General features: G+C 71.2%; 5 protein-coding genes. 4 read left to right on the top strand and 1 reads right to left on the bottom strand.

The window, feature by feature from the left end; all coding sequences use genetic code 11:
• Positions 1 to 91: 91 nt before the first annotated feature.
• Positions 92 to 1,180 (bottom strand): type VI secretion system protein TssA, encoded by a 1,089-nt coding sequence (gene tssA / locus KAK07_RS23230; RefSeq protein ID WP_210853043.1) that lies wholly within the window; start codon positions 1,178 to 1,180, stop codon positions 92 to 94.
• Between the two features lie 328 nt (positions 1,181 to 1,508).
• On the opposite strand from tssA, the gene tagF reads away from it, so the two are divergent.
• From tagF to KAK07_RS23250, 4 genes are all read left to right on the top strand, one after another.
• Positions 1,509 to 2,174, top strand: a complete 666-nt coding sequence (gene tagF, locus KAK07_RS23235) for a type VI secretion system-associated protein TagF (protein WP_210863401.1) — start codon at positions 1,509 to 1,511, stop codon at positions 2,172 to 2,174.
• A gap of 134 nt (positions 2,175 to 2,308) precedes the next feature.
• Entirely contained in the window at positions 2,309 to 4,036 is a 1,728-nt protein-coding gene (locus KAK07_RS23240) for a ShlB/FhaC/HecB family hemolysin secretion/activation protein (protein ID WP_210853034.1), read from the top strand.
• 67 nt (positions 4,037 to 4,103) lie between these two features.
• Entirely contained in the window at positions 4,104 to 13,949 is a 9,846-nt protein-coding gene (locus tag KAK07_RS23245) for an autotransporter-associated beta strand repeat-containing protein (RefSeq protein ID WP_210863403.1), read from the top strand.
• Entirely contained in the window at positions 13,946 to 15,403 is a 1,458-nt protein-coding gene (locus tag KAK07_RS23250) for a caspase family protein (protein WP_210863405.1), read from the top strand. The genes KAK07_RS23245 and KAK07_RS23250 overlap by 4 nt, the downstream gene beginning before the upstream one ends.
• Positions 15,404 to 15,416: the final 13 nt, after the last annotated feature.

Here is a 15,416-nt window from a genome sequence, read left to right on the forward strand (position 1 = left end):
GAGAAAGAGAGTTGTCAGGGTCAGGGCGAAGGAGTGACCAGCGGGCAACGGGTTGGTCTGTCCGCAGCAGCGGCCGACCGCACCGGAGCCCTCAATGGTCGGACGTGATGCTATCGGGATCAACCCCCATGATTCGAGCAACTTCGTTGATCGCATCGGGTGCGAGATCGCGGACCAGCTGCAGGAAATTCTTGTCGATCAGGCGTTCGGCGCGGCGCAGCAGCAACTGGGCCGGGTTGGTGGGCTCGTGGCGTTCGAGGTAGTTGCAGACCAGGGCGATGGCCTTGAGCGCGTCTTCCCGCGATTCCACGCTCCAGGCGCCGCCACCCCGGCGTGCACGCGGGGCATCTGCCGCGGCCTCGCCGCCGCCCTCGCCGCCGTCACTGCCCGCACCGTCGCCGCTGCCGGCGCTGGCGCCGTCGAAGGACTCGGGCAGCAGGCCCAGCACGGCATCAAGCATGCCGCGGATCGGCTTGAGGTCGACCGAGCGCTCGAAGCCGAAGCGGTCCTGCATCAGGCGCTGCAGCTCCTTGAGCTGCTCCTGCGCGTCGAGCACCGCGGTGCGCAGCTGCGCGCCGGGCTCGGCCAGGTCAGGGTCGGTCAGCACGCCGCGCACGTGGGCCAGCGAGGGCGGGTCCTCGTCGGGCTTGGGCGTGAGGCGGTCCAGCGCGAGTTCGACGTCACGCACCCGCAGGCCGGCCAGGCGGCGGTCGACCAGCAGTGGGCACTCGCGGGTGTCGCCCAGCAGGCCGTTGAACTGGGCCAGCGAGCTGACCGCGGTGATGCGGGCGAAGGGGTCGCCGTCATCCGGGTCGAGTTCGGGGTGGAGCTGCTCCCAGAAGCGCTCCATCAGGCCATGCAGCAGGCGCACGCCCGGGGCCAGCGCCGGCAGGCCGTGTTCATAGAGCTGGGCGCGGATCCAGGGCACGACGATGCGCAGGTCGCGGGTGCGCTCCATCAGCGCCACGGCGCGCGACTCGACGTCGCTCCAGACGGGGGGCTCGGCGGCCGAGAACTGGGTCTCGGGCTTGCCTTCGGCGGCCTGCGAGAACTCGAGGAAGTCGAGCTCGTACTCCATGTTCTCGCCGCAGGGGGCGTCGCCCACCGGTTCGAGCCAGGCGTCGACCTGGCGGTCGATGGACTCGACCGACGGATGCTTGGGTCCTGAGGATTCGCTCATCCAGCCGTCCTCCGGGTGTCCGGCTGGTCAGGTCCGGGTGTGGTGGCAATCACGACGGGCATGTGGCGTGCATCCATAGCGTTCCGCTAATCTATCACGCCGATGTGGGCGCGGGCATTAGCGCTGGTTAGCATGGGGTCAGGGTTGACCATAGGGGGAGGCCAGGCCATGGCCGGGGATAAAAACGAGGAAGAATTCGCCGGTCGGCCGCGGCGATGCCCGGCAGCGCGCATTGTGGGCCGACCGCTCTGTCCTCCGACCCCCCAGCCTGTGGTGGCCGATCGCTCCGCCGCGACGGCCGTTTGACCTTCGCCAAACCGACTGCGCCATGTTCGAGACCCTCATCGCACCGGGATGGTTTGGCAAATTGCCAACAGCCGGCGACTTTGTGTCCCGGCGCCTGCCTCAGGATGTCATCGATTGGTGGGACAGCTGGCTCTCGCTGGGCCTGGCCGCGCTGCGGGAGCGCCATGCCGACGACTGGCAGGCGCAGTTCCTGGCCGCGCCGGTCTGGCGCTTCGTGCTGGCGCCCGGGGTCGCGCCGGGCAAGCTGGGCCAGCATGCCTGGGCGGGCGTGCTGATCCCCTCGGTGGACAGCGTCGGCCGCTACTTTCCGCTGACCCTGCTGGCACCGCTGGCCGGCTGGCCGCTGGACCCCGCCGACGGCGAGGCCCTGGGCTGGTGGCTGGAGCGCCTGGAGCGCACCGCGGTCGATGCGCTGCACGACGACTGGTCCATCGAGCGCCTGGAGGCCGAGCTCGACGCAGACCCGCAGCGCCGTGCGCCACCCAGCGCGGCCGACCTGGATCTGGCGCAAGATCGCGTCATCTTTGCAGCGGACGCCCTAGCATCCATGGGGGTGGCAGGGCGACGCCTCTTCACCGAACATCGCACGGGCCGCTCGCTGTGGCAGCGCGGATGCTCGACCGACGGGGCGTGCCAGCTGGTCCAGGGCCTGCCGCCGGCCGCATCGCTTTTCGAGGCCTGGGCATGACCGACCCGGCCGGACTGCGGGCACACTGCCCCGACAACGCCCGCACCGCAGACTTGTATGACGAGGAGATTCCGACGATGAACGCCCAGCACAGCGGAGCCCCCCGGCCCCAGCGCCGATCGCTCCGTCCCGTGATGACGGCCACCCTGCTGGCATGGGCCCTGGGCACTGCCGCGCAGGCCCAGGTGGCGCCGCCCCCGGCCGAAGGCGCCTTTGTGCCCACCCCACCGTCGGTGCCCAGCCCCTCGTCGCTGGGGGGCGACGCCCGTCTGCCGCGCACCAGCACGCCGATCCTGGTGGACGGTGCGGTGGCGCCGGTGCAGCGCGAACTGGGCAAGCGCGACGACAACCTGACGATCGACGTCAACGCCTACCGCGTGGCCGACGACGCCCCCGAGGCCCTGCGCCAGGCGCTGGCCACGATCACCGCGCCCTATGTGGGCAAGGGCCGCAGCTACGAGGACCTGGTCAACGCCGCCAGCGACATCACCCGCTACCTGCAGCGTGACCTGGGCTACTACCTGGGCTACGCCTACATTCCCGAGCAGGCGCCCAAGGAGGGCGTGATCACGATCGGCGTGCTGGTCGGCAAGCTCGACCGCTACGTGCTGAACTGCGACGAATCTCAGCCGCTGCCGGTGCGCTGCGAGGTGATCCAGTCCTACCTCGACCAACTGCGCACCGGTGACGTGCTGACCGTGCAGGCGGTGGAGCGGGCGGTGTTCCTGATCGGCGACCTGCGCGGCATCAACCTGCGCGCCGAGGTGAAGGAAGGCAGCCAGCCCGGCACCGCCATCCTTGAATTCACGCCCAAGGCCGATCCGCAGTGGAACGGCAAGGTCGACGTCGATGCCAACGGCTCGCGCTTCATCGGCCGCGAGCGGATCGGCGCGATGCTGTCCTACGACAGCCCCTTCGGCCGCGGCGATGGCATCACGCTGTCTGGCCTGGGTTCGGTCAACGGCGGCATGCAGTTCGTGCTGCTGGGCTACAACACGCCGCTGTTCGGCAACGGACTGAAGGTGGGTGCGTCGGTGTCGGGGCTGCGCTACCAGCTCAGCGAGGTCGAGTTCCCGCTGGGCCTGGAAGGCACCGGCGTCACGGTCAATGCGTTCGCGCTGTACCCGTGGCTGCGGTCGCGCAACATCAACCTGTTTGCGCTGGGTTCGCTGGACCACAAGCAGTACGACGACTCGGCCGCCGGCTCCTCCACGCTCAAGCAGGCCGACGTGCTGGGCCTGGGCGTGACCGGCGACTTCCGCGACGCGCTGTTCGGCGGGGGCGTCAACACCTTCCAGGCCTCGATGAACCTGGGCACGCTGCGCTTCCCCGATGGCCGGCCGCAGGGCCTGGACAGCGCTGCGCGCTTCGCCAAGCTCAACCTGGCCTACACCCGCCTGCAGGCGCTGCCGGTGGAGCGCCTGATGGTCTACGGCTCGGTCCATGGCCAGTACGCGCTGCACAACCTGGACACGACCGAGCAGTTCCGCATCGGCGGCCCCGACGGCGTGCGCGCCTTCGCGCCCGGCGAGGGCACCGGCGACAGCGGCCTGGTGGCCACCGGCGAGCTGCGCTGGCTGCCGCCCGAGTCGCTGTTCGACCGCTGGGCGCGCGAGCTGGTGTTCTCGGTCTTCGGCGATGCCGCCTATGTGCTGCTGCGCCACGACCCCACCCAGATTCCCCGCGCCGCCAACTACCGCAACGAGGCGCGCTATGCCGGCGCCGGCCTGTCGGTGGTGTGGGCGCGCCAGAAGGCCTACTCGATGCGCATGAGCGTCGCCTGGAAGCTGCGTGGCACCGCCACCGGCGACACCCTGGCACGTGACCCGCGCATCTATGTCCAGGCCAGCTACTACTTCTGAGGCCCGCCCAGGCGAAGCTGCCTGACCGCCCGTCCGCATTGCAGACCGACCTGCCGAGAGTTCCACCATGAAGCGCACTACCGCATCCGCCCTGACCCTGTCGCGCGCACCCCTGCCCGGGTGGCGTCCGGTGGCCTGGGCCGCCTGCCTGATGTTCCTGGACACCGCCGCACTGGCCCTGCCGCAGGGCGCCCAGGTGGTGACCGGCCAGGTGACCGTCAAGCCGGTGGCGCCGGGCCAGCTGCTGGTGCAGCAGGGCAGCCAGAAGGCGATCGTCAACTGGGACCGCTTCTCGGTGAACGTCGGCGAGTGGCTGCGCATCCAGCAACCCAACAGCAGCGCGGTGCTGCTGAACCGGGTGGTGGGTGTCGATGCCTCGGCGCTGATGGGCCAGATCAGCGCCAACGGACGGGTCTTCCTGATCAACCCCAACGGCATCGTCTTCGGCAAGGGCTCGCGCGTCGACGCGGGCGGGTTCATGGCCACCACGCTGGGCATGACCGACGCCGATTTCATGGCCGGTCGCTACCTGCTGTCGGCGGGCAACGGCCAGCCGGGCAAGCTGCAGGCCGATGGCGTGATCGACGTGCATGGCGGCACGCTGGCGCTGATCTCGCCCGAGTTGTCGGTGGGCGGGCGCCTGCAGGGCCAGCGCGTGGGCCTGGCGGCGGCGGAGCGGGTGCAGGTCGACGTTGAAGGCGACGGCCTGATCTTCTTCAATGTGGCCAACAGCAAGCTCGACGCCCGGCTGGACGTGCTGGGCCAGGTGCTGGCCCAGGGCGGCGGCACCGTCGACATGCGCGCCCAGGCCCGCGCCGGCTTTGCCGACACGGTGCTCAACATGAACGGCGTGGTGCAGGCGCGCTCGCTGGGCATGAAGGACGGTCAGGTCGTGATCGACGGCGGTACCGCCGGCCAGACCCTGGTGCGTGGCTCGATCGACGCCAGTGGCCAGGCCGCCGGCTCCACCGGCGGCTCGGTGGACGTGCTGGGCCACCACGTGGGCCTGTTCGACAACGCGCGCATCGATGCCTCGGGCTCTGCCGGTGGCGGTGTGGTCCATGTGGGCGGGGGCTTCCGGGGCCAGGGCGAATCGCACAACGCCGACGCGGTGTTCATGGGCACCCGCGCCACCATCATGGCCGATGCGCGTGACCAGGGTCAGGGCGGCGAGGTCGTGCTGTGGTCCGAGAACTCGACCCGCTTCGGGGGCTCGATCTCGGCCCAGGGCGGTGTTCGCGGTGGCGACGGCGGCCTGATCGAGACCTCGTCCAGGAACGCCCTGGAGGCGGTGGGTCAGGTCAACACGCTGGCGCCCCATGGCCGTGTCGGCCTGTGGCTGCTCGACCCACGCAATGTGGAGATCGTCAACGGCAACGGCCGCTCGAACATCAACGACACCGGTGGCAACGGCGTCTTCGTGCCGGACGGTGACGGCGCCACGCTCGGCGCCGGCCTGATCGAGAACCGCCTGAACACCACCAGCGTCTCGGTCACCACCGCCGACAACACCGGGGTGACCGAAGTCGGCAACCTGCTGGTCAGCTCCGCCATCTCCTGGAACAACCAGAACTCCCTGACGCTGCACGCCGACAACAACCTGACGGTCAATGCCGCGATCACCAACACCCGCCCGAACGCCAACAACAGCAGCCTGATCACGCTGGACGCCACCGGCGCGATCAGCGTCAATGCGGTCATCACGACCCGGGGCAGTGTCACGCTCAACGCCGGCACCGACCTGACGCTGGGCAGCGTGGTCACCGCCAACGGCGGCACTTCGGTGATGAACCTGCGCTTCGGCCAGGGCGGGGCCGGCGGTACCCTGGCGGTCAATGCGGCGCCGGCGGGCACCTCGATCGCGGCGCTGGGTGGCGCGGGCGACGACACGCTGACCTTCGGCACCGGCATCACGCCCTTCACCGGCAGCTTCAATGGCGCCGCGGGCAACAACACGCTGGGCATCACCGATGGCGGCCGGACCTTCCTGATCTCGGGCGCCAATGCCGGCACGCTGGCCGGCAACACCACCTTCAGCAACGTGCAGACGCTGCAGGGCGGCTCCGGGGGTGACACCTTCACGCTCAACACCGGCGTCACCAGCTTCAACGGCTCGATCGACGGCGGCGGCGGCACGGACACGCTGGGGGCAACCAACGGCACCAATGCCTGGTCGATCACCGGGGCCAGGGCCGGCACGGTCAACACCAGCACCAGCTTCAGCAACGTCGAGTCGCTCAGCGGCGGCTCGGGCGCCGACACCTTCACCTTCGCGGCCGGCGTGTCCACCTTCAACGGCTCGATCGCCGGCGGCGGCGGTGCGGCGGACAGCCTGGTGATGACCGATGGTGCCAACAGCTGGGACTTCGGCGGCGGCTCCTCGGTGACGCTCAACACCACCACGACGATCACCTCCACCGAGACCCTGCAGGGTGGCAGCGGCAACGACAGCTTCACCGCGCCCACGGCGGCCAACGCCTTTGCCGGCACCATCGTCGGTGGCGGCGGCTCGAACACGCTGTCGCTGACGGCCGGTGGCACCAGCTGGGCGATCAGCGGCGCCAACGCCGGTGTGCTCAACAGCCTGACCACCTTCAGCGGCATCGGCACGCTCAATGGCGGCGCCGGCTCGGACACCTTCACCCTCAACACCGGCGTCACCACCTTCGGCGGTTCGATCGTCGGGGGCGGCGGCACCGACATCCTGGCGGCCACCAACGGCACCAACGCCTGGTCGATCACCGCGGCCAACACCGGCACGCTCAACACCACCACCGCCTTCAGCGGCATCTCGTCGCTGTCCGGCGGCAGTGGCGCCGACACCTTCACCGTGGCGGCGGGTCTGGCCAGCTTCAACGGCTCGATCGCCGGCGGCGGTGGCACGGCGGACAGCCTGGTGATGACCGACGGCAACAACGCCTGGCTGCTCAACGGGGGCTCGTCGGTCACGCTGAACACCAGCACCACGATCACCTCGGTCGAGTCGATGCAGGGTGGCAGTGGCGACGACGCCTTCACCGTGGCTGCGGGCGCCACCGGCTTTGCCGGCACGCTGCTGGGCGGCGCGGGCAACAACACGCTGACTGCCACCGACGGCACCAACGCCTGGACCATCACCGGCGCGGGCGCCGGCACGCTCAACGGCGTGACCACCTTCAGTGCCATCGGTACCCTGACCGGCGGCACCGGGGCCGACACCTTCACGCTGGGCAGCGGCGTCAGCAGCTTCGTCGGCGTGATCGACGGCGGCGCCGGCAACGACGTGATGGCGGCCACCAACGGCACCAATGCCTGGGCGCCGACGGCGGCCAACACCGGCACGGTGAACACCGACACCAGCTTCAGCAGCATCGAGTCGATGCGCGGCGGCACGGGCGCTGACACCTTCACCTTCCCGTCGGGTCTGGCCAGCTTCAATGGCTCGATCGCCGGCGGCGGCGGCGCCGACGTGGTCAGCGTGCCTGACGGCAGCAACACCTGGACGGTCTCCAGCAACAGCACGGTCACGCTCAACAGCACCACCGCGATTTCCGGCGTCGCCACGCTGCAGGGCGGCACCGGCGACGACACCGTCACCGTGGCCAGCGGCGTCACGGGCTACACCGGCTCGATCATCGGCGGAGGCGGCAACGACACCTTCAGCGCCACCGACGGCACCAACAGCTGGAGCCTGACCGGCGCGGCTGCCGGCACCTTCAACGGTGTCACCAGCTTCAGCGGCTTTGCCACCATCACCGGCGGCAGCGGGGCCGACACCTTCACGCTGGCCAGCGGCGTGGGCAGCTTCGTCGGCGTGATCGACGGCGGCGCCGGCAACGACGTGATGGCGGCCACCAACGGCACCAATGCCTGGGCGCCGACGGCGGCCAACACCGGCACGGTGAACACCGACACCAGCTTCAGCAGCATCGAGTCGATGCGCGGCGGCACGGGCGCCGATACCTTCACCTTCCCGTCGGGTCTGGCCAGCTTCAACGGCTCGATCGCCGGCGGCGGCGGCGCCGACGTGGTGATCGTGCCCGATGGCAGCAACACCTGGACGGTCTCCAGCAACAGCACGGTCACGCTCAACAGCAGCACCGCGATCTCCGGCGTCGCCACGCTACAGGGCGGCACCGGCGACGACAGCGTCACCGTCAGCGCCGGTGTGACCGGCTATGCGGGAACGCTGGTGGGCGGTGGCGGCAACGACACCGTCACCGCCACGAATGGCACCAATGCCTGGAGCATCACGGCGGCCAACACGGCCACCCTGAACGCGACCACGGTGTTCAGCGGCTTCGGCACGCTGACCGGCGGCAGCGGCGCGGACAGCTTCACGCTGGCCAGCGGGGTCACCAGCTTTGTCGGCTCGCTCGCCGGCGGCGGCGGCACCGACACCCTGGCCGCCACGAACGGCAGCAACAGCTGGAACCTGCTGGCGGCGGGCGGCGGCACGCTCAACACCGACACCCTGTTCAGCGGCTTCGAGTCGCTGGCCGGCGGCACCGGTGCCGACGGCTTCGTCCTGGCCAGCGGCCTGTCCAGCTTCGCGGGCTCGCTGTCCGGCGGCAGCGGCACCGACACGCTGGCGGCCACCGATGGCAGCAACAGCTGGGCGATCAGCGCCGCCAATGCGGGCACGCTGAACACCAGCACCAGCTTCAGCGGCATCGAGTCGCTGACCGGCGGCACCGGCGCCGATGGCTTCACCCTGGCCACGGCCGTCACCAGCTTTTTGGGCACGCTCAGCGGCGGCGGTGGCACCGACACGCTGGCGGCCACCAATGGCACCAATGCCTGGGCCCTGTCCGCCGCGAACACCGGCACGCTGAACACCACGACGGCCTTCAGCGGCATCGCGTCGCTGACCGGCGGCAGCGGCAACGACACGTTCACGCTGGCCAGCGGCCTGGCCAGCTTTGGCGGCAGCCTCAGCGGTGGCAGTGGCGGCACCGACTCGCTGGTGGCCACCGATGGCGCCAACACCTGGCAGATCAGCGCGTCGAACACCGGCACGCTCAACAGCAGCACCGCGTTCAGCGCGATCGACAGCCTGGCCGGCGGCAGCGGCAACGACGACTTCACGCTGGCGGCCGGTGTCACCACGCTGGCCGGCACGATCAGCGGCGGTGGCGGCAGCGACAGCGTCACGGCCACCAACGGCGCCAACAGCTGGCGCCTGACCGGCTCGGCGGCGGGCACGCTGAACACCACCACGGTGATCAGCAACGTCGGCAACTGGGCGGGCGGCAGCGGCGCCGACACGCTCAACGGATCGAACACCGGCACGGCCTACTCGGTCACCGGCGCCAACGGCGTCTCGGCCAGCGGCGTGGCCATGTCCTCGGTCGAGAGCGTCGCAGGCGGCACCGGGGCCGACAGCTTCACGATGGCGGCGGGGGTGTCCACCTTCAGTGGCGCGCTCAACGGGGGCGGCGGCAACGACACGCTGGCCGCCAGCAACGGCCTGAACAACACCTGGGTGCTCAGCGCCAACGGCGCGGGTTCGCTGAACACCAGCACCAGCTTCAGCAACATCGAGACCATCACCGGCAGCACCGGCACCGACAGCCTCACCGGCGTGGCCAGCGGCAGCAGCTACGCGATCACCGGAGCAGGCGCGTTCACGGTGTCGGGCATCGCCTTCTCGGGCTTCGACGCGGTCACCGGCGGGGCTGGCAACGACACCTTCACCTTCAACAGCGGGGTCAGCAGCTTCGGCGGCACGCTGGGCGGTGGTGGCGGCACCAACACGCTGGCCTCGACCGGCGGCACCACCTACAACTGGCGCATCACCGGGGCCAATGCCGGCACGCTCAACACCACCACGTCCTTCACCGGCATGCAGACGCTGTCGGGCGGCACCGGCGCCGACAACTTCACCGGCGCCGGCGGCAGCCTGTCGGGCACGCTGACCGATGCGGCCGGCACGGCCGGCTCGATCGCCGGCACGATCCAGACCGGCGGCCAGCAGCGCTACCAGGCCGCCACCACGCTGGCGGCCGACGCCACGCTGAGCGCCACGACCGGCGACATCCGTTTTGACAGCACCCTCAATGGCGCCAACGACCTGAGCATCAGCACCGGCGGCAGCGGCACCACCCGCTTCATCGGCGACGTGGGCGGCACCACCGCGCTGGCCAGCCTGACGATCGGCAGCTCGGGCAGCACCGTGCTCACCGCCTCGCAGGTGCGCACCACCGGCAACCAGACCTGGGGCAATGCGCTGACCGCCACCGGCGGCAGCCTGGTCGCCAGCGCCGGCAACATCACCGCCAGCCAGGGCACCAACCAGCTCAGCGGCACGATCACCGCCACCGGCCAGGACGTGTCGCTGCGCAGCGCCGGCAGCTTCACCGCGGCGCTGGATGCCAGCGGCAACGCCACGCTGCGCGCGGGTGGCACGCTGGGCGCGCGCGGTGCCGTCGACGGCAACCTGACGGCCACCTCCGGCACCAGCACCGCGCTGGGCGCGCTGACGGTGGGCGGCTCGGCCAGCCTGGCGGCGCCGGGGGGCATCACCCAGAGCGCCAACCTCAGCGTGGCCGGCACGCTGTCGGTGGATGTCGACAGCGGCACGGTCACGCTCGACCGTGCGGGCAATGACTTCGGGACCGTGGCCGTCACCCAGGCGGGTGTGGCCACGATCACCGATGCCAACAGCATGTCCGTGGGCAGCTCCGCCGTCAGCGGCACGCTGACCCTGTCGGCGCCGGGCACGATCACGCTGAGCGGCCCGGTGTCGGGCGCCGCGGCCCTGGTCAAGCAGGGCAGCGGCACGATGCTGGTGGCCAGCGCGCAGTCCTACAGCGGCGGCACCCAGATCGACGCCGGCACGGTGGCGGTCCAGGGTGCGGGCACGCTGGGCAGCGGTGCGGTGGATGTCGCGTCGGGCACCACGCTGGACCTGCGTTCGGGCGCGGCCATGCCCAACGACGTCACACTGGACGGCGGCCGACTGGTCACCAGCGCTGGCAACGCCAGCCTGAACGGCAACCTGACGCTGACTGCGGCCACCACGGTCGATGTGGCCTCGGGCAGCACCCTGACACTGGGTGGCCCGGTCGGCGACGGCGCCGCCTCGGTGGGCCTGACCAAGACCGGCGCCGGCACACTCGCGCTGAACGGCAGCGCCAGTTTCGACGGCAGCTTCACCGTCAGCAACGGCGTGCTGGCTGTGGGCAGCAGCGGTCTGCTGAACAGCCAGGGCGCCCTGGTGGTGGACGCGGCCGGCGGCGTCACGCTGGGCTCTGCGCAAAGCGTGGGCTCCTTGGCCGGAGCTGGTCAGGTCGACCTGCAGGGCCAACGGCTGACGGTGGGGGCCAACAATGCCTCGACCACCTTCAGCGGCGACCTGCTCAGCACCGGTACCGCCACGGGCGGCCTGACCAAGGTGGGCAGCGGCAACCTGACGCTGTCGGGCAGTGCCAGCCACCAGGGCTCGACCCAGGTGCTGGCGGGCACCCTGACGGCGGCGTCGTCCCAGGCCCTGAGCGCCGGCAGCACGGTCAACGTGGCCTCGGGCGCCACGCTGGACCTGGACGCCAGCGCCACCGCCGGCGCGCTGTCGGGCGAGGGTGCGGTCAAGCTCGACAGCTTCACGCTGACGGCGGGCGGCAACGGCGCCAGCACCAGCTTCTCGGGCAGCTTCAGTGGCGGCGATGCCAGCCAGCTCGTGAAGCAGGGCAGCGGCACGCTGAGCCTGGCGGGCAGCAGCAGCGCCACCGGCCAGGTGACGGTCGCCGCAGGCACGCTGGCGTTGGCCAGCGCGGGCGCGGTCGGTGCCATGGGCGTGCAGGTGGATGCCGGCACGACGCTGGCGCTGCAGACCGATGCGTCGATCGGCTCGCTGGCTGGCGCGGGCCAGGTGGGCCTGGGGTCCCACACCCTGGAGGCGGGCGCCAACCAGGCGAGCACCACCTTCTCGGGCCAGGTCAGCGGCGACGCCGCATCGGCCCTGGTCAAGACCGGTGCCGGCACGCTCACGCTCAGCGGCAGCAACGCCGTGCTGGGCACGACGCGGGCCGCGCAGGGCGTCCTCAACCTGGCAGGCGGCGCGGCGGTCGATGACAGCGCGACGCTCAGCGTGGACAGCGGCGCGCGGGTCAACCTGGCCACCGACGAGACCGTCGGCGCCCTCGTGGGCGCTGGCGCCGTGACCCTGGCCGGCGCCACGCTGACCACCGGCGCCAACGACGCCGCCGCCACCTTCAGCGGTGCGATCAGCGGCAGTGGCGGCCTGACCAAGGTGGGCAGCGGCGTGCAGGTGCTCTCGGGCAACAACAGCTACAGCGGCACCACCACGGTCAGCGCCGGTACGCTGCAGGTGGGCGCCGGCGGCAGCAGCGGCACGCTGGGCAGCGGCGCGGTGGTCAACCAGGCCACGCTGGCCGTCAACCGCAGCGATGCGCTGACGATGGCCAACCCGATCAGCGGTGCCGGGCAGCTGGTGCTCAACCAGGGCACGCTGACGCTGTCCAGCGCGACCAACAGCTACACCGGCGACACCCTGGTGCGCGGCGGCCAGCTGAAGACGGCCGGCGCCGAACGGCTGCCGGACGCGACCGACCTGGTCGTCTCGGCGCCGGGCAGCGTGGTGCTGGGTGGCAACGAAACCGTGGCCAGCATCAACGCGGCCGGCCCGGTCACCGCGGCGGGCAACATCACCACGGCGGGCGACCAGACCTACCAGAACGGCCTGATCCTCAACGGCAGCAGCGGCCAGACGCTGAGTGGCGACGTCATCGTCGCCACCAGCGGCGCGAACGACCTGGGCAGCCATCCGGTGTCGATCCAGGCGCGTCAGGTGCAACTGGCCACCGACAAGGCGCTGGTGCTGGGCGAGGTGACGCTGGCCGAGGGCGGCAGCGTCGAGGCCGCCAGCCTGCGCCTGAGCGGCGACGTGACGCTGCAGGGCGGCCGCACCACGCTGACCGCCACCGGCAAGCCCGATGACGCGAAGTCCGAGACCTATGGCGACGGCACCGCGCTGGTACCCACGCTGAGCAATGCCAAGCTGCGCACCGCGCAGGGCATGGTGGTGCAGGACAGTGGCACGGCGATCACCGTCCAGACCAACGCCACGCTGGACGTGGCGGCCACGCAGGGCGGCTCGATCTCGCTGGCCAGCGATGCCAACCGCTTCGACGGCGCGCTGTCGGTGCTCAGCGGCCCGAGCTTTGGCACCGCCTGGCTGCCGGGCGAGGCCACGTTCGAGGGGCGCACGGTGGGCGTGCAGTCCTTCATCAACGTGGCCGGCTCCACGGTGCACCTGGGTGGCAACGGCATCGAGGGCGACCTGGTCCAGGTCCGCGCCGACCAGCTGGCCACGCAGGGCAGCTCGGCCATCACCGCGCGCCTGCCCTACGACGATGTGGTGCTCGGCACGCTGAACTCGGCCCCCAGCCTGACGATGATCCTGGGCGAAGGCGCCTACACGATCAGCCAGAGCTTCGGTGGGGTCGGTGACCAGGCCCTGCGGGTGGCCGTGGGCACCCGGGCCACCGGCAACCGCACGACCGGCCCCAATGCCGGCTTCCTGACCATCCGGCCCAAGGGCGGCGCGCGCGGCAGCACGGCCATCTTCCTGCAAGGCCAGGAGGTGGTGCTGACCGATCCCACCGGCTACCGCCTGTTCCACGACGGCGCCGGACAGCAGAACGAGATCCCGGTGATCTACAACCAGCTGCTGCCCGAGACGCCGCAGGTCTCCGGCGCGCTGTCCTCGGTCGCGGCGGTGTCCGAAGAAGCCCGTCGTGAGCGCTTCGAAGAAACGGTCCGCACCGAGAACGTGTCGGTGCGCCTGCGCTCGGGCGTGATCGCCGAGGTCGGCCCCGGCAGCCCGGCGACCACCGGCACCCAGGGCGCCAAGCCGCCCGAGGTGTGCACGCCGGGCGCCGGCATGGCCTGCGAGGAGGCGCCGCGCAAATGAGCCGACATCCGGGTCAGCGCGGCCGCCGCCGCGCCTTGCGGCAGCTCGGCGGTGCCCTTGGTGCCTGGGCTTCGGGCCTGGCGGTGCCGGCCTGGGCACAGGGGTACGGCGCGCGTGCGCCGTCGCCACCCGCCAGCGACCCGGTGGCCGCCGCGGCAGCGCCGCAGCCGGCGCCTGTGCCTGGATCCTCTGCCACCGACGGCTCCGAGGTGCGCCTGGCCCTGCTGCTGGGCAACCGCCAGTACCCCGAACCCTTCGACCTGCCGCCGATCCCGAAGAACCTGCGCGACCTCAAGGGCGCGCTGGAGCACCGCGGCTTCCAGGTCACCGATGCCCTCGACCGCGACCTCGCCTCGTCGCGCGCCGCGATCGACGGCTTCATCCGCCTGGCGCAGACGGCACCGCCCAACGCCACGCTGCTGTTCTATTTCTCGGGCCACGGCGTGCAGATCGACTCGGCCAACCTGCTGCTGCCGGCCGGTCTCAGCCCGGCGCTGCAGTCCGACGCGATGCGCAAAGGCTCGCTGCAGCTGCTGTCCGATGTGGTGGGCCGCCTGCCGGAGCGGCCCCAGGGCCAGGTGATCGCGGTGGTCGATGCCTGCCGCACCACACTCAAGCAGGCCACCGAGGACGCCGGCCTGAACCAGGTCGAGGCGCCGCCGGGCTGCGTGATCGCGTTCTCCACCGGTGCTGGCCGGCCGGCCATCGCGCCCGCGGTCGAGACGCAGAACACCTTCTACACCGGCTCGCTGGTGCGGCTGCTGGCCAGCACCTCCGACGAGACCTCGTTCAGCGAGCTGTTCCAGCTGGTCAAGCAGGACGTGCGCGAGACCATGCTCAAGCACCCGGTCGAGGCCATCCGCAAGCTGGCCCAGGACCCGTTCATCGCCGACAACAGCCGCTCGCGCGTGACCCTGGCGCCGCGCTCGGTGCGCGAGACACGCGGCCCGCGCTTCGCCAACCGCAACGAGGAGGCCGACTGGCAGCGCCTGCAGGAGGCCACCTGGCCGCCCGAGGTGCTGCAGCTGGCCGACGCCTACCTGCGCGACCACCCCGACAGCAAGCTGGCTGGCGCGGCCAAGGTGGCGCGCACCGGCTCCGACAACGCCGCGCGGCTGCTCAAGCGCAGCGATGTGCGCCTCTACAAGAGCGCGTTCCAGTTGCAGGACGGCCTGTCCGAGGACGAGCGCCGGGACATCGCCCGCGCCGGCATTGGCGACAAGGACGCGGCAGCACGCATGGGCCGCCGGGCGATGGCCAAGGGCGGTGCCGGCCTGCAGCGCTACGAGGGCTGGCTGCAGTACGCGTCGGCGCTGGGCAACGGCATTGCCGCGTATGAGCTGGCGCTGCACTACCGGCGCCAGGAGCAGCCGGTGATGGCCTCGCGCTACGAATCCATCGCGCGCGAACTGGGCTACAACCCGCCGACCTCGCTGGACAACGTGCGCAAGTAGCCGCCGCAGCGCT

Origin of the sequence: Ideonella alba (assembly GCF_018069875.1) — a bacterium.
In the GTDB taxonomy this organism is placed as follows: Bacteria; Pseudomonadota; Gammaproteobacteria; order Burkholderiales; family Burkholderiaceae_C; genus Ideonella; species Ideonella alba.